The organism is Armatimonadota bacterium, from assembly GCA_037138755.1.
Taxonomy (GTDB): domain Bacteria; phylum Armatimonadota; class Fimbriimonadia; order Fimbriimonadales; family Fimbriimonadaceae; genus Fimbriimonas.
Genome location: JBAXHT010000003.1, coordinates 284,633 through 306,102, shown reverse-complemented (window position 1 = coordinate 306,102; position 21,470 = coordinate 284,633). Strand labels below are relative to the sequence as shown.

Here is a 21,470-nt window from a genome sequence, read left to right as displayed (position 1 = left end):
TACCCTCATGGCAAGCACATTTGAACTGTCAGTCGTAGCTCCAGACCGCGAAGTGGTCGCGGCTCAATCCACGTCGGTCATCGCGCCCGGCGTGGACGGCTACTTTGGCGTCTGGGCTGGTCACGTTCCAGTCGTCTCTGCGTTGAAGCCCGGAATTCTCGAGTTTCTTGATGAGAACGGTAACCGAAACCATGTCTACGTTGGCGGTGGGTTCGTTCAAGTCGACTCTTCCAAGGTGACTGTTCTTGCCGATGAAGCACGACTTGCTTCAGACCTTGATGTCAGCGAAGCAGAAAAGACCCTTGAAGAAGCCCGAAAGGCTCTTCGAGGCGAAGATTCCACAATTGCGTCCGAAGACGCGATCACCGAAATCGAGCGAGCAACCGCTCGGATTCGTGCCGCGAAAGCAGGGAAGTAACGACTCTCCAGAAGCAACAACAAAGCGAGTTCGTCGAACTCGCTTTGTTGTTGCTAGACAGTCGCATTATTTGCGTCGGCGTCGGAGGAGTGCCGCTACCCCGAGCCCAACAACAGCCATTGTTCCTGGCTCTGGTACCACTTGGAAGGAATACGTCTTAAACTCTCCCGCAGCGATTGTCCCGGTGCCGACGCTGGAACCATTGACGTTAAGATTGTAAGCACCATAGTTCAGCGAATCGACTCCAGGAATTGCAAAGCCATCCGCAAACGTACTTTGGAAGCTCCCAATGACGAGGATGTAGTTGTCATGAGCCAGATTCGTCGTTGAAATCGAACTCAGCAGATCAGTACCGCTATCGTCGTCTTCAAAAAGTTTGGTTCCCGAAGCAGTGTAGAGGGCGATGTGCGTGTCCGAAATCCCTGTACTTCCATTGGTATCGAACGTAAGAGAGCTCGGATTTACAAACGTACCAAGGCTGGCGACATGAGAGATGGAGTTGCTATAGTTGAAAGAAACGTTGGTCCAGCTCGCCTGGACGGTATTCGGTGCATTGCTGTCTTGAAATGCGCCGAAGTTCACTGATGCTCCACCCTGGAACCAGAACAAGCCCTTGGTTGAGACATTAATATCAACTGGTGCCGAATAGGGGCCGTTTCCAGACGGCATGAGCTGGTAGCCTGGACCTACTCCGGTTCCGGTAACGTTCCACAACGAGTCGCTCTCCCAAGTCGCCCCTGCAACACTGGTCAACCTTCCCGAAAAGGCCAAAGACGTGAAAATTGTGCTTGGTCCAGAATAGGTCCGGGTGAAGCTACCGTTCGCAGGATTTCCCAGATATCCGAACGAGTTGATCGGTCCGGAGGCGGAGGCCGCGAACTGTGCGCTCGCAATCGAAGAGAGAAGACCTAATGCCGCGATGGAGAGAGTTGTGTGAAGCCTAGACATGGAAAACCTTTCAATCTACTTGAGGTTTCATTTTAGCACAGCCTACTTCGATTGGCGGCGTAGAAGGCGGGCCGATTCGCTACCAGGTTTTTGCGGCGTTCTGAGAAGGATGAACTCGTCTCCGTATTCCTCGATCGGCTCAGTCAAAGGTTCCATTTTCTCCCATGAGGCCCGGGCGTAGCGATCAAGGATATTCTTAGCTAGCAAGAGCTTGTCTTTTTCTACAGGGTAAGTGTGAAGATCAGGGACTCCAACCTTTTGAAGACCACGAACTATGAATGTAGAATCGCTCGCTTCCTCGATCCTAACGTGGTCTTCAAAATCCGTTGCCTGATTCCGCTTTCCCAGGAATTGCTGAAACTCTGGTGTCGACCAGAGCCGATCCGCCACCACATCTAGGATGCTCAGAGCCCCGACCTGAGTGGCGAGCGCACCAGCAACATGAACGCAAAACTGCAAGTGTTTCTTTGCGTCCAACTTCGTCTCGCTACTGTACTGAATCCGAATCGCGCTCCCCGATCTGGCAAACGCATCTCGGTAGTCAATCCGAGTCAACAACTCGGCATTCTTGTTCTTGTTCGCCAAAATCAGTCCGATTTTGAATCTGATGTCTGAGAACAGAAGCCCTTCAGCCGGGCTAATTCCCGGGCTTTGCATCACCGCCGCCATCGTCTCGGTCAGATCGGGGAGCTTCGTTATCGGGCTCAGAACCCAGTATTCGACATGGGCGAGGTACTTGCCTTTGCGGCTGCTGAGGTATCGAGAGACGACGAATCCCAGCGCGACGAAAACCGCGGTGACGAAGAACCCCGCCGGGCTCAAGGTCCAACTCCGCTCGTCCACCGAACCGCCGCCTGAATCTCCGGCGTATCCAGCGCCGAGTAGCAGTAGCGACAGAGTCCCGCCTCATTCACATCCGGCCGGCAACACAGAAAGCAAGAGTCCATCTTCCGCCGAAAAGCCACCATCTCCCGGTTTCCGAGGGCATACAACAACTGATTCCGAGGAATTCCTTCAGGGTTCAGCCGTGTGCTCATTCGTTAAGTTTACATGGCGGTGGGCTGTGACCGATCTCTGCTCACCATTTCTTTATCTCGACGAGTAGTCGAGGAAAGTCGTGCCCCGTGCGTACGCGCCGGCCTGGATGAAGCTTCCCAGTGCTTGAAAGGTTCGTGTCTGGGCGATAGCAGCTCCCGGAGCGAGGACATAGTTTACGTAACTAGTATAGAAATACCGATCTTCCGGGGATCGACTCTTGAATCCCAATGCTTCAGCGATGGTGCCAGTCGATCCAAAAAGACTGTAGATCTTGTCCACCTGCCTGTAAAGCTCCGCGTAATCTGGGGTTTCGGAGTTGTAGCTCATCTTCGTAGCTGGTTGCAGTTTCGCGATCGCTGAGGCGAGCGATTCTAATTCTGCTCGATTCTCCGGGGCTGGTTTCAGCAGATTCGCAAGCCTAAGTATCGCGTTAAGATACTTAGGTGCAAGTTTGATCGCGGTTCGATAGGATGAAATTGCCTCCGGAATGCGACCTTGCTCTTCACGCAAATAGCCCAGTAAATAGTGATTCTGCGGGCGGGCAGGGTTGGTGTCTAGTTGGCGCTGGAAAATCTCTTCTGCAAGAGCCTGTTGCGTCTCACCCTCAAAAACATGCTCGCACCCAAAGCAGTGCGTTTCTACGTAACCAAAACTGCTCGACATCAGCTCATAGGCCGCACGGTAGTGCTCCTTCGCCTCATCCATCTTTCCTGCTTCGGCGAGGCGCACTGCAAGACGGCTTTGGATGCAATAAGCGCCGGAGAAGAGTTCCAATGCCGCCTCGTACTTGCGAAGAGCTCGAGTCTCTAGACCATCTCTCAAGAGCGCGTCAGCCTGTTCGCTCAATCGGATTGCCTTGACGGCTCCACGGAAGAACTCTGCCTTCTCTTTGTCGCCTTTTGCCTCAAGGATGTCGGCAAAGACTGAGTATCCGTACATGCGCTTTCCAGGCCCGGTCTCCCCGTCCGAAGGATCAATGTCGATGGCTGACTGGATGGTGGCGAGAGCTTCATCGAGTTTTCCTGCCTCGAACAAGACTTTTGCTTTCCAGATGACGGGTCGTTCTTCGTAAGGAAAAGTCTCGGCAAGTTTTTCCAAGAACGGGATTGAGCTCGCTTTCTCCGCTCTAGTGAGCAATGAGTAAGCACCGTCATCCGCTACCTCTGAACGCAATGAATGTTTGGCTATTATCGCGGCCAGGTCGAGCCGACCCGCCTTTAAGCAGAATTCCCCGAATCTCAGCGGTGAATCGGGTGAGGAATCCATTGGCCTACCTTGATAAAAGAAGTCGCCATAGGTGCCGAGAAAACTCTCCGCGTTACTCCATTCAACCGCCTGAGCAAACGTGACCAGATCGGCGTACCTTCCAGAGGCCTCGTAGATTTTGATGAGTGTAACGATGAGTTGATCACGTCCCCAGTCACCCCGTTGCTGAAGAGCCGCGAATTCTGTAAGCGCAGCAGCTTGAGCCTCAGGAAACTTCTTCTGCTTGATCAACAGGTCGCTCTTTGGGTATCCGCTTGAGATCCGCTCCAAGTCCTTCGTCGACTTCACGAGAGATAGAAGTTGAGGCTTGCCTAGCTGTGTGGCGAGAATCGTGGCTGTCGATTCAATGAATTGCTGAGTCGGCTGATCAGCTTTTTTGATGGACCCCGCGAATCGTTTTAGCTCGGTGGCGGCCTTTTCAAGTTCGTCTCTACGCATCAAACTCTTGATGTATAGTTGATCCGCTTCTGATTTCACCTGAACCGAGATCCCCTTCTTTCCCCGCAGCGACCGAACATCTGTATCAAACTGACTGTTAGCTTCCTCGCCCCTCGCAAGCTGTGAATAGTAAGACAGCAATTTCTTCGAGGGGTGGGCGAGAGCTAGTTCGCGTACAAATTCTCGGACGGCCGCTACGTTCTTGACGCCTAATCCCTCCAATCGAGCTGGATCAAACATCAGGCTTGAACCATCGCCCGCACCCTGAAATGCCTCCTTCTTTGCTCCTCGATCAGCAAGTCCAAGGATATAGAGCGATCGAGCCGCGAGTCCCGAAGAATTGACTCGTGTCGAATCATTTGAAAACGGACTAAATCTAGCAGCAATCGCTTTATATAGAGAGCCTTGATCAACCTGGTGTACCAAACCCCATTGCGCAACCCGGTGCTTTGGAGCCGTTTCAAGAGCCCACCGACTCACCTCGGAATTCCGCTTTGGATCGATGAGCCCGAACATGACTGGCGTCTTGGACTTCATCAGAAGGTTCTTGATGAGTGATTCTTGGTTTGGAGCAGCCGCATCCCAAACACGATCATCGACATAAACATAGGATGTTCCGGCATCGGCGAGTTCGAGCATGAGGCGCAGTGCTGTGGCGTGATCACCATTCCGAGCCGCAAGCGCTTGCTTCAAAGTTGTGAGGGTGGAATTCAAGTACTGGCTGCCAGAGCCCTTTCCTATCGGAGCAAGTTTCGCTAAAGCTGCTTTTTGTGTTTGAGGCGTCCCCGAAAGTAGCTCGGCAAGAACACTGAGTCCAACTGCCCTCGGGGTAGTCCTCGAACCAAAGTGCTTTCGCAATAACTCACTGAGTCGGGGCCAAGCTTCAGGTCTTGGAAGCAAGCCAACAAGCTTCTCGGGAAGGGAGTTGTCCGAATACCCCTTCAAAGTCAGTGATTTGTTAAGCAAGCCTATCCACTCTTCAGCCGCCGCGTTTGGCTCCAGGTTGCCCTGCCGGGATGGGAATGATGCCACCCTACGCTCTAACTGCTGATATTCTTTGTATACACCTTCTACATTTGAGAAATCCGGAGAGTCCAGTTTGTTCAACTTCGCCGCTAGTTCTCTTCCGGGGATAAGCTCGGCGCGGCTCATCAAAAACGTGGCAGCGATGGTAGATAACATCCACACATTCTAATGCCTCGGATACAAAGAGAGGTAGAGATTTGATTCGATTCAAGAGAATCGCTTAATAAAAAAGCTCCTGCAATAATGCAAGAGCTTGATTCTGTGATTGTGGATCTTAGCCGTTTAGAGCTTCGGCACCACCAACAACTTCCAAGATTTCCTTGGTGATCGCGGCTTGGCGCTCGCGGTTGGCTTTGAGGGTGAGAGTGTGGATCATCTTTCCGGCCGAGTCGGTGGCGGCGGTCATCGCGCTCATTCGAGCACCGAATTCTGAGGCCGTGGACTCGAGCATCGACTGCCAAACCAAGGTCTGGAAGTAGCGGGGAAGGAGGATGTCAAGGACGACATCCGCAGATGGTTCGAAAGCTACTTCACCGCCAGACGTCTCAACGTCCGAAGGAGCTTCGATTGGAAGCAACTGAACGACAGTTGGAATCTGCTTTACAGCAGAGACAAACTTGGAGTAAATGACCCAAACCGCATCAACCTCGCCCGACTCGAACATCGTCCGAGCCTTCTTGGTGATCGCAATAGCGTCCTCAAGTCGAGCTCCGGCCGAAGGAGCCGAGAAGGTTTCGACCATGTCATAGCCGCGCTTTGCGAAGAAGATGTTAGCCTTCTTACCGTAGCCAAGAATCTTAACGCCCTTGCCCTCATTCTGCTTCGCAAACTCGGTTCCTTTTCGAAGAATCGAGGTGTTGAAGCCACCCGCCAGGCCTCGGTCGGAGGTCATGACGATGACGAGAATGTTCTGGACTTCGCGGTTGGTCAGCAATGAGTGCGGAGGCAAAGCGCCCGACGCCGACATGCTGGTCATGATGTCCTTGAGCTTGTCGGCGTAAGGTCGAGCTTCCAAAACCCGATCCGTCGCCTTCTTGAGGCGCGCGGCGGCAACCAGCTTCATCGCTTTCGTGATTTGCTGGATGTTCTTAGCGGCGCGGATGCGCTGACGAATCTGCTTGAGCGTTGCCATTTATTTTCCGAAAGATGCTGCGTATTCTGCGATTCCGGCCTTGAGCTGATCCTCGGCTTCCTTGCTGATCGCCTTGGAAGTTCGGATTGACTCAACAACCTGACTGTACTTCTCGTGCATGAACTTGAGAAGTCCGGCTTCGAACGGCTTGACCTGCTCGTTGGTCAGTTCGTCAAGAACGCCCTGCGAACCAGCGAAGATCGCGATGATCTGATCAACAACGTCAACTGGCGAAACGAGATCCTGCTTGAGCAGCTCGGTAAGGCGCTGGCCTCGGATGAGCTGAAGCTGGGTTGATCGGTCAAGGTCCGAAGCGAACTGCGCGAAGGCAGCAACGTCGCGGTACTGAGCCATTTCGAGCTTCAGCTTTCCAGCAACCGACTTCATCGCCTTGATTTGCGCGTTTCCACCAACACGGCTAACAGAGATACCAACGTTAATTGCCGGGCGAACGCCAGCAAAGAAGAGGTCGGGCTCAAGGTAGATCTGACCGTCAGTGATCGAGATAACGTTGGTCGGAATGTAAGCCGAAACGTCGCCGCTTTGGGTTTCGATGATTGGTAGAGCCGTCAGCGATCCGCCGCCACGAGCGTCGGACACCTTAGCCGCTCGCTCCAGAAGGCGTGAGTGAAGGTAGAAAACGTCTCCCGGATAAGCTTCTCGTCCTGGCGGGCGACGGAGAAGGAGCGAAACAGCGCGGTAAGCCTGTGCCTGCTTGGTAAGGTCATCGTAGATAACCAGAGCGTGCATGCCGTTGTCTCGGTAGAACTCGCCGATTGCTGCACCAGCGAACGGAGCAAGATACTGCTCAGCGTTCGAGTCGGAAGCGGAAGCAAGAACGATGGTGGTGTACTCCAGCGCGCCGTTCTCTTCGAGGGTCTTGACAACTCGGGCGACGTTAGAAGCCTTCTGTCCACAAGCAACGTAGATGCAGTAGACCGGCGAGCCGCCTGGCTCGTGAGTCGACTTCTGGTTGATGATCGTGTCGATACAGATCGCGGTTTTACCGGTCTGTCGGTCACCGATAACGAGTTCTCGCTGACCTCGTCCAACTGGGATCATCGCATCGATAGCTTTGATACCGGTCTGGAGAGGCTCGGTAACGGGCTGTCGATCAACAACGCCCGGAGCCATGGTCTCAAGTCGCTGATAGGTGTCGGTAACGATTGGTCCCTTGTTATCGATCGGTTGACCAAGCGCGTTCACAACGCGACCAAGGAGAGCCTTTCCGGTCGGAACCTGGATGATCTTTCCGGTTTCCTTAACGGGGTCGCCTTCCATGATCGAGGTGTCGTCGCCGATAAGAACGGCTCCAACCGAATCCTCTTCGAGGTTGAGCGCAAGGCCAACGACGCCGTTAGGGAACTCAAGGAGCTCACCCATTTGGCAGTCCGGAAGGCCATGAACGCGAGCGATACCGTCTCCAACTTGGATAACGGTGCCAACGTGGTCGGTCTTCGCAGACTTGTCGAATGACTCAAGTTGCTTGCGGAGGATGTCTGTAATCTCTTCTGGTCGGATGGCCATGTTCTTTATGCCTGTTTCAGGTTGTCTTGTCGGAGCGATTCTCGGAGTCGCTTAAGCGATCCCTTGACGCTGCCGTCAATGACGAAATTGTCGTATGCCACTTTCACACCACCAACAAGGGTGGGATCAACGGCAAATTCTGCTTCGGACTTGCGCCCGAGTTTTGCGCTCACTTTCTCGACGATCTGCTTCTTCTCGCTGTCCGTTAGCTCGATGGCACTGGTCACAGTGATGTGAACGATGCCTTCGTGGGCTCTTCGAAGCGTCAAGAACTCGTCGCCGATGGTAAGTAGCTCTTCTTCGCGTCGCTTTTCAAGCATCAGCTTGACAAGGTTGCTCGTCAGAGCGGTCACTTTTTCGCCAAGTGCTTGCTCGAAGAGGGCGATCTTTTCGTCTCGACCCCGGTTGGGGCTAAGAAGGAAAGCACGGAGGTCACCGTTTCCGGTGAGGGCGGCCTGCAGGCCAGCCAGATCGGCGCCGACGATTTCGACGGACTTCGCATTTTTCGCAGCTTCAAAAGCTGCTTGGGCGTACCGTTTTGCGACGCGATCTCCAGCCACGTTAAGCCTTCACCTCGAGGTCGGCGATGAAATCAGCGACGAGCTTTCGGTTGGCTGCGGTGTCCATGTTTGCGCCAACGACTTTCTCAGCTGCGGTTAGCGAGAGGTCGGTGACATGGTTTCGCAGTTCGCCGAGAACTTTTGCCTTCTCGGATGAAATCTCTTCTTGAGCTTGCTTGACGAGTGCGTCGGATTTCGCCGCCGCCTCTGCCATCAGGCTCTGTCGAAGCGATTGAGCTTCCTTGATCTGTGCGTTGATCTTCTCGCGAGCTTCTGCCTCGGTCGTAGCGATCCGCTTCTCGTAGTCGCCCTTCATCGAAGTCATCTCGTTTCGGAGAGTCTCGACTTCGTTAAATGTAGATTCGAGGTTGTGATTTCGCTCGTCGATGGCGTTTTTAAGCGGGTTGGTGTAGAAGTACTTGATCGCGGGCATAACGATAAGGAGAACACCGATGGTCGCCAGGGTGATCCCCGGGTTCAGCGGTAGACCCATCTCGTCAAGCTTGTTCAGGAACGGAACCGTCCACTGCCCAGCGTGCTCGCCACCAGCATGCTCAGCCGCGCCTGCTTCGTGAGCGACGTGCAGAACTTTATCGAGGTACACACCGCCAACCATCAGGATTGCTCCAATGATGATTCCCGGCAGGGCGCTTCCTTTCGATGATGATTGCTGTTCAGCCATTAGTTGGTATTGGTCATGGTGCCTGCGGGTTGAGCGCAGGCACGAAAATAGTTGAGGTCTTTACTTGCCGACAAATCCGCTGGTAGCGAAGATGGTCAAGAAGCCCATTAGCTCGACGAATGCCAGAGCGATCAGCATCTGAACCTGCAGCTTACCAATTGCTTCTGGTTGTCGCGACATACCTTGTAGCGCACCATTACCAATCATGCCGAGGCCCAGGCCGACGCCCAGGATCGCGAGACCGAGACCGATCATACTCATTTGTTTTTCGTGTTTCTCCTAGTTTTGTTTGTTGTTTGCGGATAGAAATTGTTTAGTGCGCGTGAGCTTCGTCCCCGTGGTCGTGATGCGTGACCAGCCCGAGATAAACGCAGGTGAGAAGCGTAAAGATCAGGGCTTGGACAAGGCAGGTGAGAACCTTGAGCGGAAGGAGGAATTCGCCGAGAGGAAGGAAAGCGGGTTCGCCAAGCTTGTTCATCGACTCAACCGCCGCGTGGCCCCCACTCATGTTTGCGAAGATACGGATCGAAAGCGAAATGTTCTTCATGATCTCCGAGAAAATCTCGATGAGGAAGATCATGAGGGTGATCGGCAGAAGTGCGAGTCCAAGCTTTGGACCAGCAAAGTGAGAAACGTGTCCAATCAGCCCGTTAGCCTTGATGCCTTCGTACTGAACATAGCCAATCGAACAGAGCGCAAGGCCGAAGTTGAAACCGAGAACGGTCGTCGGAGAAGCTGGCATGAAGAGAGCAACCACGTTGCTCACAAAGATGATCATCCAAAATGTTGCGAGCATTGGAAGATACTTGCGACCGTGGGAACCAATCGCCCCAACCGCCATGTTCTCTAGGAAGAGATAAAGCTGCTCAGCCATTCGGGCCGGTCCGGTTTTGAAGACTCGACCGTTGTAACCTTTCAGTGCGCTCTGGACGAAAAACCCGATGACGAGCAAGACAATTGTGAAGTAAACCGCCCATCCTAGGAACGACACTTGAGTGTTCGCGATGGAGATCCCACTGAGTTGGCTAAGGTCCGTCATTGGTCTTTGCGGTTCTGTCGGAATCCATAGATGGATGCTCCAACAACGGAAACGAAGTATACCAACGTGACCGCCGCCATTGCGCCACCCCTCTCGCTCTCCGTTCCGGTTTTTGCAATTTTTAACGCGGCAATCACGGCAGGGAACTTAAGCGACAACCCAAAAACTCCAAAAAGAGCTGCTGGAAGCACTTTTCCATCATTCGCCAATCCGAGGCATCGTACCAAGCAAACTGATCCGCCCACGAAGAGAGCCGTTGTAACTGCAACGATTGCGAAAGTTGCTAGCAATGCCCTACCCTCATAGACGATCGTTAGTTTTTGCCCCGATCATCGCAACCCAGGCAATCGCAATCACACTGAAAATCAGAGTCGTCCAGATATGCCATCCGGGATTGCCAGTGAGTTTGTTGATGAGCAACCCTAAGCCATAGCCGACCAGTGGGGCACCGATGATGGTGTACGCCATCGAGAGTCCAAGGCCCATTCCGAGTGCAGTTTTCTGGTCAAGCCCCCCCGAGACGGAATTAGGTTTAGGCTTAGTGTTCTGATAGGTCTGCTTGGCGGAGTTAAGCCGTTCATCGAGTCCGTTCAGTTTGGCGGCAACGCGCTCTGCCTCGAGTTCTATCTCGGTGGGAACCTTCGCAATTGGTTCTTGGCCGAGGAAGGCTTCAACGCGAGCATCCAGCTCTGGATTCTCAGCAATTGGCTCGAGCTTGGCTTTGATCGCATCAAACCTTGCCTGAATGTCATCGTCCGAAGGAACTTCCGAAACGTCGTTGTCTTCGACCATATACAAAGAAGTGTAGCCCGAGCTAGGGGTTCTGTGTTGGAACCTGCTTCAGCTCCGTCTTTTGCGCGGCTGGCGGAGGCTCGCTGACTGGGCGGCGGCGATCTAAGGAGTCGATGACTCGGTTCACAATCGGTCCAACCCAATCGACTTCAGCTAAAGGCTTCAGCATGACGACGAGTAGCGACACGACAACGGTCGCACCGAGCACAGTGCCAAGACCGGTCCACAGCCCCGCAACCAGCCTTTTTCCAAAGTGGGTCTGACTGTCGACAAACTCCTTCAGCAACTTGTTCTGAGCCTCAACCTGAGTGGTTAGCCGCTCAATCGCTTCTTGAAGTTCCGTTTTCTGCTCGTCCACTGACTAAGGGACGAAGTCAGCTCGGCGTTGGTTGCAGAACGCCTTACCCAATCCGAGTAAGATCAGAAAATGCTTACAGCAGCAATAGCGGCGGTGACTATCCGGCTCTGGGAGGGCGATGCCCCTTATGCAACCGGCAAAGGCGAGAACGACATCCCGACTTTAACCGAGTTCCTGCCGAAAAAGTCGTCCAAAACTGCTGTCGTTGTTTGCCCTGGCGGAGCCTACTGGGTTCTGGCCGACCATGAAGGTAAAGACTATGCCGAGTACCTCGCCATGAACGGAGTTGCCGCCTACGTTCTCCGCTACCGCCTTGGTCAATACGGATACCGCCACCCCGCTATGCTTGCTGACGCCCAACGAGCGATCCGAAAAGTGCGTTCATTGGGTTACACAACGGTTGGAATCATGGGCTCCTCCGCGGGCGGACACCTGGCTGGAACTGCGGCTGTCCACCACGCGATGAAGACTTACGAGCCGGACAAGGAAGTCAACCTCGAAGCGGGTCCGAAGATTGCGGCCATCGACTCCCTCTCAGCACGACCCGACTTCGCCATCCTCTGCTATCCCGTCACTTCGTTTGACAAGCCTTACGGCCACGAGTTTTCGGGCAAGCAGCTTCTCGGCGACAAGCCGAATCGGAAGCTGATGGACCTCATGAATCTTCCCAAACAGATCAATAAGGACACCTCGCCAACCTTTCTTTGGCACACTCAGGAGGATGACGGGGTCCCTCCACAAAACTCAGAACTCTTCGCCGCTGCCCTGCGAAAAGCGGGAGTAGAGTGTGAATATCACATCTTCGAAAAGGGGAAGCACGGGATCGGGCTCGCAGACAAAGCACCCTATAAAAATGCCCACCCGTGGGCAAGCAACCTGATCTTCTGGTTGCGTCAGCACGGATGGGCTCCGAAGTAGAGAAGAGCTATTTCTTGACTTTGGTAAAGGTCATCGTTACCGGTTGACCTTTGTCATCCTTTCCCGTGAAGGTAGCGGTCTCGCCTTCAATCTTCACTGAGCCAGAGGTCGTCTTGCCTTTGCCTTCCTCGAGCTGCTTCTTCGCGGGCTCGATCATGGCTTTGAACGCCGCAGGAATCTGGCTGTCGTCAATCGTGACGTTGCCTGCCGTCATCGTCATTTCTTCGCCCTTCAGAGTGTATGTACCATCCATCGTGATGGCAAGATTGACGCCCGCCTGGCCGGCTTTGATATCCATCTTGTAAGCGTTGGACGTAAAGTTGATGTTTGCCGTCGCACCTTGGGGCATCTTATCGCTGGACACCGTCCAGTCGCCCACAAGAGACGGACCTCCGCATCCGACAAGGGCAAAAGCGAGAAAGGAAGAGGCAATGAGGATGCGTGGCATGACAAGGTTATACACGTTTTGGCGCAGATTCGTTGCTACTCGCTCATCACGAGGTAGTAACCAACGTCTTTTCCGGCTCGATTACCCCAGCCCGTGACAATCAACTTGTTGCCCACGTGTGTGATCCCGTTGACGCTTTCAAAGGACCACCCAGAGGCTATCGAATCAAGTTTGATGATCTCCTTGCCGTGCCAAATGACGGCATCGTCACCAGAGTATCCGCCGATATAGGAGCCATCCGCCGAGATGCACTTGGCGACCGCTACCCGGCGACCCAAATTAGGCAAGAAGAAGATTTGCTTGCCTTTCCAGTAGACGGCGCTACTCGAGTCCTCTCCCGAGACCGTCCCAACGATAATAGAACCATCCCCGTTCACGTCATTTGCTGCCGCATCTGTATGGTTCTTTCCCATGGGAAGAAGCTCGGAAACTCGGAAATCTGTCCAAAACGCTTTCGCCGAGGTATCGGCCGTCGAGATCCCGCACGCAACCTTTCCATTTGCGCTAACTGCAAGGGCAATGCTGCTCGTGTTTGCACCTGGAGCGGGAATTTCAACCATACCATCCGCCGTTCTCCAGACGAAGGCCCGATTGTAGTTGCTCGCCTGGCTGTAGCCAACGATCACGTTTCCATCGGAGCTGACGTCGTAAGCGAATGAATCAATGTCGCCCGGGAGCTTTCCTAAAAGCTGAAATCCGCTGGCCCGGCTGTAGCGATACGCTTGCCCCGCCTTCCCAACGATTACGTTGCCGTCATGGCTGGTCGCCTGGGCGTAAATGTCCAATACAGAGTGGTCCAGAGTTGGTTTAAACTTCGAAATCTCGCTTCCCCGCCAGACGAAAGCATTGCCTGGCGCGAATTGACCGACCACCACCCGCCCATCTCCACTCAGCGCGTAAGGGTGCGGCTGAGGTGTCGCCGGATAGGCAGGAAGTTGAGTGACCTTCACGGATTTCAGGACGAGAAGTGCAAGGATCATAAAGGTATTGTTGGTTTGTAGCAAGCTAAACTTGTGCGAGTGGATTGGATTTCGGCGGTTTCTGAGCTTGGTTTGAGTCTTTCGCCGGAGCAAATTTCGATGTTCTCTGTTTTTCAAGGGGACCTGTACGACCGGAATCAGGTGATGAACCTCACCCGCGTTTCGCCTGAAGAGTGCGGTATTCGCCACTTTCTGGATTCGCTGTTGCTGTCTTCCTTGATTGGGGACGGCCAGCGAGTCGTTGACATCGGTTGCGGCCCCGGATTCCCTTCGTGGCCACTCGCTTGCGCGCGACCTGATCTGAAGGTAACTGCGCTCGATTCAAGCGGCAAAATGCTCGGGTTTTTGGCTCGGCATCCATTGTCGAATCTCGAGATTGTCAATGATCGCGCAGAATCGTGGGGTCGGAGAGAGAAGTTCGATGTGGCCACGGGACGCGCAGTTGCCCCACTTGGAATCCAGCTCGAGCTCTCTGCTCCAGTTGTCCGAATCGGTGGACTCGTGATTCCGATGCGGACTCCGAACGATGGCTTCGAGCTGTCTTCTCTGAAAGAATTGGGGCTCGAGCTGGTTTCCTTCGAAACGCAAATGTTGCCGGGAACGGATATCGAACGGGTGTTTCCGATCTACAAAAAAGTCGCCTCAACCCCAAGGAAGTTCCCTCGGGATTGGGCGACCATTCGAAAAAAGCCGTTAGCTTAACCCCGGGTCTCGCCGGGGTTACCTTCAGACTCGCCGGAGTTGCAACTCCACGTTTCCCGTCACCGCGCTGACATCGATTGTTCCGGTGCCATCACCCAGTCGCCCCGTCACTCGCTGATCGTTCTGCGCTCGGTCGGTGAGCTCAATATCAGTCGAAGTCACGCCGCGCAAAGTAGTTAGCGCAACTCGAGCATCTGAGCCGTCGGCAACCTGCACATGAGCGTTACCGCTCACCGTGCGAACGTTGACAGTTCCGTTCACTGGCTCAATCAGGTCCACGGTCACGTTTCCGGAAACGGCCTCAGCAGCAATCGTTTTGCCCTTGGAACTCAGGATCGCAATGTTTCCGCTGGAGCAGCGCAGGTTCATATTGGCGTCGCACTCGCGGACACTCACATCTCCCGACTTATTCTCGACATACAGGTTAGGAGAAACGCCATTCTCAACCGACACATTACCAGCCGAAACGATAATTTCAACAACTCCGTTCACGCCGCGAACATCCACGGTTCCGTCCGTGCTCTTGATGCGGCAAGCATTTTTGGTGTCTCGAACAATGACGTCACCGGTGTCCGATTTGACGTCAATCGCCGGCGTTGCTGCGACATGAATCTCTAGATCAACCTCTAGTCCACTCACTTGAGGCTGTCGAATCACGACTCCGTGATCCGAGCCCTCTACCACCAGAGTGTATACATCAGCTTTTGCCTTTGCATCTTCAATCGTCGCTCCTCGAACTTTAGCTTTAGCGACAACATAGGACTCAACCGAATCGGCAACGATCGAAACATCACCGCAACCGTTCTCCACCGAGAGGCTCTGTCCGTCGGAAATCGAGAAGGGAAGTCGAAGCTCGCGAGTCGCAGTGCTGAAGAGCCACCCAACATCAAATCGACCCTTGCTGACATCTTTCAGTCCAGCCTTGAGAGCATCAAGGCCCTTCTTCGCCGAGGACCGCGCTCCTTCTGATACTTCGTTCCAGTCAATCTTCTCGGTCACTTCCTTGCCAAGCTTCTCAATCGAATCGATGATATTTTTGAACGGATCGCGAGGCCGTGAGTCGGTGGCGTATTCTGTCGCTCCAGCACTCTCGTATGCCTCACGGGGCGGCGGAGGAGGAACTTCTCCATCCTGGGATGCCGACGTGTAGAAAGCGTCGATCAGGTCGGCGGCGTCCTCAGGCGATAACTTGCCCTCGGCGACCAATTTGTTAATGCGTTTAATCTCCTCTTTCAACTCAAAACCCCCAGTTTCTTTTTCGCTTCGTCGGCGGTGATTTCGCCTTTTTCAAGCTGTTCCAAAATCTTCTTACGCTTGTCAGCGTTCTTGTCGCTGCGCTCTCGAGCCTCAATAGGGCTTAAGTTCAGGGCACCGAGGAGAGTATCGAGCCTCGCTCGGGCGGTTGGGTAACTGATTCCCAGCTCACGCTCCACGCCGTTTAGCATTCCTCGGCATCGCAAGAAGACTTCAAGAAAGTCCAGCATCTCGGTATCGAGCTTTGCGTAACGCGGAATTTCGAAGTTCCCTCGGATCGTGATTCCCGTTTCCTCGCTGGTCAGCTCACTGATGTACAGCTCGCCGCCGCTCACCGGATCCTTGTGAGGAATTCTGTGCATTCGATTTCGCTCCATATGTGCCTTTTTACTTTCTAATCGTCGGATGCGTTGCGCCCAACTTGATTGTTTGATGATGATTTTATTGATTAGTTCGGTTGGTAGACTAAGAATTATGAAATCTTCACTTGAGATTTTGAAGGATCGAATGGGCGATGTGAACGCGCTCGGAGCGGCGATGGCGATAATGGACTGGGACCAACAGACCTATATGCCCCGAGGGGGAGCCGAGGCGCGAGCCAATCATTTGGAGTGCCTTTCTAAGATGCACCACGAGATTTTTATCGCTGACGAGACTCGCAAAGCCCTCGAAGGTGCGAAGGCGGAAGCGTCAAGCGAAGACGACCTTGCGCTTCTACGGGTGATCGGGCGAGACCTCGATCTCGCCACCAAGCTCCCTTCTGAACTGGTCGCTCGCAAGACTAAGCTCTCCGCGATCGCGCACGAGGAGTGGGTCCGTGCTCGAACCCAAGATGATTTCGAGAGCTTTGCTCCGACTCTAGAGCAAATGTTCGAGATCGTGAAGGAAGAAGCCCACCATCTCGGGTTCACCGATCACATCTACGACGCCGTCACCGACCAGTACGAGGAAGGTGCAACTGCTGCCGATTGGAAGAAGATGTTCGAGGCCATAAAAGGGCCTCAAGTTGAACTAGTGAAAGCGATTCAGGCCACAGGCCCGGTTGATGACTCTCGTCTATACGGTGAGTGGGACAAACAGAAGCAATCTCAGTTCACCGAATTGATCGTTTCCAAAATTGGATTTGACTTCAACCGCGGACGCCAGGACACCGCTCCGCACCCGTTCTGCACCGGATGGTCCGTCGGCGATATTCGCCTCACAACCCGCTACAAGCCATACCTCGGTTCGGCAATCTTCGGCTCGCTTCACGAAGCAGGACACGGGATGTACGAGCAAGGCTCTCCTGCCGCGTGGGATCTCACTTCGCTCGCCGGAGGGGTCTCACTTGGGCTTCATGAAAGTCAGAGTCGCACTTGGGAAAACATCGTTGGACGTAGCGAAGCCTTCTGGTCACACTTCCTTCCGAACCTCACGGAGTCATTCCCGCAGATCGCTGACATTCAACTCGGCGACTTTATGCGAATGATCAACAAGGTCGAGCCGTCACTCATTCGAGTGGAAGCTGACGAGTTGACTTACAACCTCCACGTTCTCGTGAGATTCGAGATCGAATGTGCGGTTCTCGAAGGCTCCCTGGAGATCAAGGACCTTCCCGAAGCTTGGAACGCGAAGTATGAGGAGTATCTCGGAATTCGCCCGCCAAACAACGCCCAAGGATGTCTGCAAGATGTCCACTGGTCAATGGGTTCCATCGGCTACTTCCCGACTTATTCGATGGGCAACATCCTGAGCTACCAAATCTGGAACGCACTCGAAAAGGAAGTTCCGCTGCCGTTCGAGCTGATCGCAAAGGGCGAATTTGAGCCGATTCTCGCCTGGCTCCAGAAGAACATCTACAGCCAGGGACGAAAGTACATACCGAAGGACCTCATCAAAGCTGCTACTGGCGAGGACATGAACCCCAAGTACTACTTGGACGGCCTCGGCGCGAAGTATCGAAAGCTGTACAGCCTGTAAGTCAAGAGCAACTAGTCTTCAGTCGGTTCAAACCGACTGAAGACACAACCTCAAAGCCCAGCGTTTGCTTGCTTCAAAGCGTTCAAGCAGGCCCGAGCCTTGTTGCAAGCCTCGGTGTACTCATACGAAGGGTCGCTGTCGAACACGACGCCGCAGCCCGCTTGAACGTAACCAACCTCGCCTTTCTTGTAGATGGTCCGAAGGGCGATACACAAATCGACATTCCCGTCGAAGCCAATCACTCCAACCGACCCCGCGTACGCTCCTCGCCGGGTCGGCTCCAATTCATCGATCACTTGCATCGCGCGAACCTTTGGCGCGCCCGAAACCGTTCCTGCCGGAAACGCCGCCCGAATCAGGTCGTACCCATCTTTATCCAAAGCGAGATCGCCAGTCACATCCGAAACAATGTGCATGACATGGCTGTACTTCTCGATGACCATTAGGTCATTCACCTTCACCGAGCCGTATTTACACACCCGCCCAAGGTCATTTCGTCCCAGATCGATGAGCATAATATGCTCCGCACGCTCTTTCTCGTCGGCTAGAAGATCGCGTGCTAGGGTCAGATCTTCTTCTTCTGTCTGTCCGCGCCAGCGAGTCCCGGCAATCGGCCGAACCCTTGCCTTTCCATCGTGAAGCGAAACCAGAATCTCTGGCGATGCCCCGATCAGTTCAAAATCCTCGAACCGAAGTAGGAACATGTAAGGCGAAGGATTGATCGACCGCAAAGCCCGATAGGTGGAAAGAGGATGCGAGATTCCGGTCACATTGAACCGAAGCGAGGGGACCATCTGGAATGCATCGCCGGCCGCGATGTACTCCTTCATCCGCGTCACCTTGTCCTCAAACTCCTGCTGTGTCTGGTTGTGCGTCACCACCGGCTCCGCCTTTGTGTCGCTCGGCAATTCAGGAAGCGGAGCTCGAAGGCGATCAATCACCCATCCAATCTCAGCCTGAGCCACTTCGTAATCTGATTCGGACCCATCCGCCACATAAAGAACTCGAATAATGTGCTTCACATGGTCAAAAACCACGACCAGTTGGCAGATCATCATCGCCAGATCTTCAGCACCAAGATCGTCCACGCACGTATCCGGCAGGACTTCAAAGTAACGGACGATGTCGTAGCCCATCATTCCCACCGCACCCCCAAGGAAGTGCTTCATCCCCGGTAAGGGCAGCGGATCAACCGACGCCAGCTCTCGCTTCAAAACATGAAGTGGGTCCTCCCCAGACTCCAGAGCCGAAACCGTCGTTCCATCCGAATCCGTCACGCGCAAATCGCCGTTCTTCGAGCGGATAATCTTCCGCGGCCTTACGCCCAGAATTGAATAGCGTCCCACTTGTTCGCCACCAGTCACTGACTCTAACAGGAACGAGTGAACCTGATCGTGTGATATCTTCCAGTACGCACTCACCGGAGTCTCCACATCAGCAAGGATGTCTTGGTAAACCGGAATCGCCTTTCCGCGCTTGGCGAGTCGCAGATAATCTGGAAGTTCGGGGGTCAGCATCGTGAGCTAACGATGTTACCGGGAAGCGAGGATGTGACAAACTAGGATCGTGCCAGGATTTACCACTCATACGGGCAAGATTGCAGTTTTGAACCAGGATCAGGTGGACACCGACCGAATCATTCCGGCCCGATTCCTCTCGCGAGTTTCGAAAGCTGGGTACGGCGAACTGGTTTTCAGTGATGTGCGCGGCGCTGACTTCCCGCTCGACCAGCCCGAAGCCGCGGGCGCTTCTGTTCTAGTCGTCGGAACAAACTTCGGCTGCGGTTCTTCCCGCGAGCACGCGGTTTGGGCGATCCAACAGGCTGGTTTCGCCTGCGTGATCGCTCGGCGCGATGCGGATTCACCCGGCTATAGCGACATCTTTCGTGGCAACTCTGCCAACTGTGGGCTCCTGCTGATCGAGCTGAACCCGACAGATCATGCCAAGCTGGTTTCCGCTGGCTCGGGAGCCGAAGTCACGGTAAATCTTCCCGATCAAACCGTCCTAAGCAAAGGTGAATCGCTTGGATTCGACATCAATGAAGCCACGAAGCTCGCGCTTATCGCGGGTCTCGACCTGATCGGAACCACCCTTCAGTACGATTCTCAGATCGCGGACTACGAGGCCACCAAACTCGCTTTCGTTCCGCTGGTGGGGGCCTCGTGAACGGCTGGCGGATGGGCGCGTCCGCGCTTCTTCTCGCGGTTCTCCTTTCTGGTTGTCAAACCGCCCCCGACTCTTCTCCGTCAACTTCAACTCCAACAAACCCTTCAACTCCGACGGACATAAACCCCGACCGAATCAACCAGCTCAAAGATCTCAAAAAAGTCGAAATCGCTGTTCCTAAAGGGACCATGAAGCTCTGGATCATGGACAACCCCAGCAAGCGACAGGAGGGAATGATGTTCCTGGTCGACAGGGAAGTTAAAGACGACGAAGGAATGATCTTCGTCTTCCCCGAGACCCAGGCCGACGACGGCAAGCACGGCTTCTGGATGCACAACACGCCGCTCGGGCTCGACATCGCCTACATCAGCAAAGACAAAAAGATCGTTAGCATCGCCAAAGGCCAGCCGCTGAACGATACGATGCTTGAACCCAAAGGCGCCTACCAATACGTCATCGAACTCAAACTCGGCCTCGCCGATCGGATGGGTCTCAAAGTCGGTGACAAAGTGAAAATTCCCGAAACTCTCCGAACGGATGAGTAACCCGACCTCGTCAAGGCGAACATGAAAGCAACTCTCAATCTAGTTGCGTTGTTCGCGGTAGCTGCGTCAAACGCTCAATCCATCTTCGGGGACGAAACCCGAGCCTGGATGGTTGGTCCCGCCAAATCCGTGTCGAGCGGAATGGTAATGAACTTCAGCTACTCGGCGAACGGCGAGCGTATCTTCTACAACCGTATCGACCCAAACGTAATATTCAACCCAAGCCTCACAGCCGCACCGTCTTCCAAATGGTTCGCCTATGATTGCCAACGCGGCGTCTCAACTGAGCTCATGATTCCGGGTGCCACCCCGAGTACCCAGCTAACAGCCCTAGGCGACAGCAAGACGATCTTCTTTTTCGACTCCTCAAATCCAAAACTGCAAGGATTCTTAGACCTCAGCACAGGTCGCATCCAAGCGACAGCCATCACCCCCGAGACATTGTTCTACGCTGGCGAGAAAAGTGTCGCCCCGCTCCTCATGTACGAAGTAGGTGAGTCTTCCTTCGGGATCCTAGAACCTGGTCGACAACCTGTCGTTTACAAAGTAAAGCTCCGGGTGGGTTTCCAGGCACCCTACTACGCCGATGCACGCGTGATCAAGTTTGCCAGTTACAGCCGAAATACAAACCCCATTCAATACTTAGACGCCACTCTTGACCGAGCAACCGGAGAAGTAGCCGTCAAGGAGATTAAGTCCGATCTGTGGGGAAAGCTCGCTTATGTGGAGCCAGAGAAACCCTTTGAACTCAGTGGAGAAGACGCTGAACTCCGGATCGGGCTCCCGGAACTTCCGGACAAACGAGGCAGCAAACCCAAAAAAACCCTCCTTGATCGAACGACTTACCTTTGCCCTTCCGGATTTAACCCAGTACTCCATCCTTTGGCGGCATCAGTCGTCTATGTTGATAACGGGGCACTGCTGATCAGAGACATCAAGCCGTTCGATCGTGATCTGGCTGAGAAAATGAAACTTGCCGCACTCAAAGCTCAGGCGTTGAGCCAGGCAAAGCAGGTCGGCTTAGCGCTGATCCTCTATGCATCGGACATGGAAGACGTTCTACCCAACGGCGAGAATTTCGTAAACCGTCTGATGCCGTACCTGAAGAACAGAAAAATGTTGGATGGATTCAACTACACTTTTGGGGGCGGACCACTGGATCAGATCAAAGATATCGCGAACACCGAACTAGGCTTCACCAACGGCCCAGGCGGTCGAGCCGTCGTCTATGCCGATGGTCACGCCAAATGGGTTCCGGACAAGCCGTAGCCTTT

The 21,470-nt window shown here is 54.0% G+C and carries 25 protein-coding genes; 7 read left to right on the top strand and 18 right to left on the bottom strand.

Translation table 11 applies throughout. The annotated features are described in order from the left end of the window. Positions 1-7 precede the first annotated feature (7 nt). Complete coding sequence (gene atpC / locus WCK51_13775) at positions 8-418, top strand: ATP synthase F1 subunit epsilon (GenBank protein ID MEI7577956.1); 411 nt, start codon at positions 8-10, stop codon at positions 416-418. Between the two features lie 66 nt (positions 419-484). Here the strand turns inward: atpC and WCK51_13770 are convergent, their stop codons facing one another. The 13 genes from WCK51_13770 to WCK51_13710 form a co-directional block, all read right to left on the bottom strand. Further along, positions 485-1,366: a PEP-CTERM sorting domain-containing protein gene (locus tag WCK51_13770; GenBank protein ID MEI7577955.1), complete on the bottom strand. Its 882-nt coding sequence runs from the start codon at positions 1,364-1,366 to the stop codon at positions 485-487. A gap of 42 nt (positions 1,367-1,408) precedes the next feature. Next, on the bottom strand, positions 1,409-2,209 hold the full coding sequence (locus WCK51_13765) for a hypothetical protein (GenBank protein ID MEI7577954.1): 801 nt from the start codon (positions 2,207-2,209) through the stop codon (positions 1,409-1,411). After that, positions 2,185-2,403, bottom strand: a complete 219-nt coding sequence (locus tag WCK51_13760; GenBank protein MEI7577953.1) for a hypothetical protein — start codon at positions 2,401-2,403, stop codon at positions 2,185-2,187. The genes WCK51_13765 and WCK51_13760 overlap by 25 nt, the downstream gene beginning before the upstream one ends. A gap of 52 nt (positions 2,404-2,455) precedes the next feature. Further along, on the bottom strand, positions 2,456-5,290 hold the full coding sequence (locus WCK51_13755; protein ID MEI7577952.1) for a hypothetical protein: 2,835 nt from the start codon (positions 5,288-5,290) through the stop codon (positions 2,456-2,458). Between the two features lie 118 nt (positions 5,291-5,408). After that, complete coding sequence (gene atpG / locus WCK51_13750) at positions 5,409-6,266, bottom strand: ATP synthase F1 subunit gamma (protein ID MEI7577951.1); 858 nt, start codon at positions 6,264-6,266, stop codon at positions 5,409-5,411. Then, entirely contained in the window at positions 6,267-7,793 is a 1,527-nt protein-coding gene (gene atpA / locus WCK51_13745) for a F0F1 ATP synthase subunit alpha (GenBank protein ID MEI7577950.1), read from the bottom strand. Positions 7,794-7,798: 5 nt separating this feature from the next. Then, on the bottom strand, positions 7,799-8,353 hold the full coding sequence (atpH, locus tag WCK51_13740) for an ATP synthase F1 subunit delta (GenBank protein MEI7577949.1): 555 nt from the start codon (positions 8,351-8,353) through the stop codon (positions 7,799-7,801). A 1-nt stretch (position 8,354) separates the two neighbouring features. Next, entirely contained in the window at positions 8,355-9,035 is a 681-nt protein-coding gene (gene atpF, locus WCK51_13735) for a F0F1 ATP synthase subunit B (protein MEI7577948.1), read from the bottom strand. A gap of 60 nt (positions 9,036-9,095) precedes the next feature. After that, a complete protein-coding gene (locus WCK51_13730) occupies positions 9,096-9,296 on the bottom strand; it encodes an ATP synthase F0 subunit C (protein ID MEI7577947.1) in 201 nt (66 codons plus the stop codon). A gap of 52 nt (positions 9,297-9,348) precedes the next feature. Beyond that, positions 9,349-10,074: a F0F1 ATP synthase subunit A gene (locus WCK51_13725; protein MEI7577946.1), complete on the bottom strand. Its 726-nt coding sequence runs from the start codon at positions 10,072-10,074 to the stop codon at positions 9,349-9,351. Beyond that, positions 10,071-10,364, bottom strand: coding sequence for a hypothetical protein (locus WCK51_13720; protein MEI7577945.1), 294 nt, complete (start codon positions 10,362-10,364; stop codon positions 10,071-10,073). Before WCK51_13720 ends, WCK51_13725 begins: the two co-directional genes overlap by 4 nt. A gap of 10 nt (positions 10,365-10,374) precedes the next feature. Beyond that, complete coding sequence (locus WCK51_13715; GenBank protein MEI7577944.1) at positions 10,375-10,866, bottom strand: AtpZ/AtpI family protein; 492 nt, start codon at positions 10,864-10,866, stop codon at positions 10,375-10,377. Between the two features lie 22 nt (positions 10,867-10,888). Beyond that, a complete protein-coding gene (locus WCK51_13710) occupies positions 10,889-11,224 on the bottom strand; it encodes a DUF5665 domain-containing protein (GenBank protein MEI7577943.1) in 336 nt (111 codons plus the stop codon). Positions 11,225-11,293: 69 nt separating this feature from the next. Here WCK51_13710 and WCK51_13705 point away from each other — a divergent pair, with 69 nt between their 5' ends. After that, the gene (locus tag WCK51_13705; protein MEI7577942.1) at positions 11,294-12,142 is read left to right on the top strand and encodes an alpha/beta hydrolase; all 849 of its coding nucleotides are present in this window, start codon (positions 11,294-11,296) and stop codon (positions 12,140-12,142) included. Positions 12,143-12,149: 7 nt separating this feature from the next. Here WCK51_13705 and WCK51_13700 read toward each other — a convergent pair whose 3' ends face one another. Continuing rightward, positions 12,150-12,590, bottom strand: a complete 441-nt coding sequence (locus WCK51_13700) for a hypothetical protein (protein ID MEI7577941.1) — start codon at positions 12,588-12,590, stop codon at positions 12,150-12,152. Positions 12,591-12,625: 35 nt separating this feature from the next. Beyond that, a complete protein-coding gene (locus WCK51_13695) occupies positions 12,626-13,570 on the bottom strand; it encodes a hypothetical protein (GenBank protein MEI7577940.1) in 945 nt (314 codons plus the stop codon). 39 nt (positions 13,571-13,609) lie between these two features. On the opposite strand from WCK51_13695, the gene WCK51_13690 reads away from it, so the two are divergent. Then, a complete protein-coding gene (locus WCK51_13690; protein MEI7577939.1) occupies positions 13,610-14,272 on the top strand; it encodes an RsmG family class I SAM-dependent methyltransferase in 663 nt (220 codons plus the stop codon). Between the two features lie 24 nt (positions 14,273-14,296). Here WCK51_13690 and WCK51_13685 read toward each other — a convergent pair whose 3' ends face one another. Continuing rightward, positions 14,297-15,508 (bottom strand): DUF4097 family beta strand repeat-containing protein, encoded by a 1,212-nt coding sequence (locus WCK51_13685; protein ID MEI7577938.1) that lies wholly within the window; start codon positions 15,506-15,508, stop codon positions 14,297-14,299. After that, positions 15,505-15,903 (bottom strand): DUF2089 domain-containing protein, encoded by a 399-nt coding sequence (locus tag WCK51_13680; GenBank protein ID MEI7577937.1) that lies wholly within the window; start codon positions 15,901-15,903, stop codon positions 15,505-15,507. The genes WCK51_13685 and WCK51_13680 overlap by 4 nt, the downstream gene beginning before the upstream one ends. 97 nt (positions 15,904-16,000) lie before the next feature. On the opposite strand from WCK51_13680, the gene WCK51_13675 reads away from it, so the two are divergent. Then, a complete protein-coding gene (locus WCK51_13675; protein MEI7577936.1) occupies positions 16,001-17,485 on the top strand; it encodes a carboxypeptidase M32 in 1,485 nt (494 codons plus the stop codon). A gap of 50 nt (positions 17,486-17,535) precedes the next feature. On the opposite strand, the gene trpE is transcribed toward WCK51_13675, so the two are convergent. After that, on the bottom strand, positions 17,536-19,002 hold the full coding sequence (trpE, locus tag WCK51_13670; protein MEI7577935.1) for an anthranilate synthase component I: 1,467 nt from the start codon (positions 19,000-19,002) through the stop codon (positions 17,536-17,538). Between the two features lie 49 nt (positions 19,003-19,051). On the opposite strand from trpE, the gene leuD reads away from it, so the two are divergent. The 3 genes from leuD to WCK51_13655 are packed head-to-tail and all read left to right on the top strand — an operon-like array spanning position 19,052 to position 21,465. Next, the gene (gene leuD, locus WCK51_13665) at positions 19,052-19,651 is read left to right on the top strand and encodes a 3-isopropylmalate dehydratase small subunit (protein ID MEI7577934.1); all 600 of its coding nucleotides are present in this window, start codon (positions 19,052-19,054) and stop codon (positions 19,649-19,651) included. Next, a complete protein-coding gene (locus WCK51_13660) occupies positions 19,648-20,196 on the top strand; it encodes a DUF192 domain-containing protein (GenBank protein MEI7577933.1) in 549 nt (182 codons plus the stop codon). Before leuD ends, WCK51_13660 begins: the two co-directional genes overlap by 4 nt. A gap of 21 nt (positions 20,197-20,217) precedes the next feature. After that, positions 20,218-21,465: a hypothetical protein gene (locus WCK51_13655; protein ID MEI7577932.1), complete on the top strand. Its 1,248-nt coding sequence runs from the start codon at positions 20,218-20,220 to the stop codon at positions 21,463-21,465. Positions 21,466-21,470 lie beyond the last annotated feature (5 nt).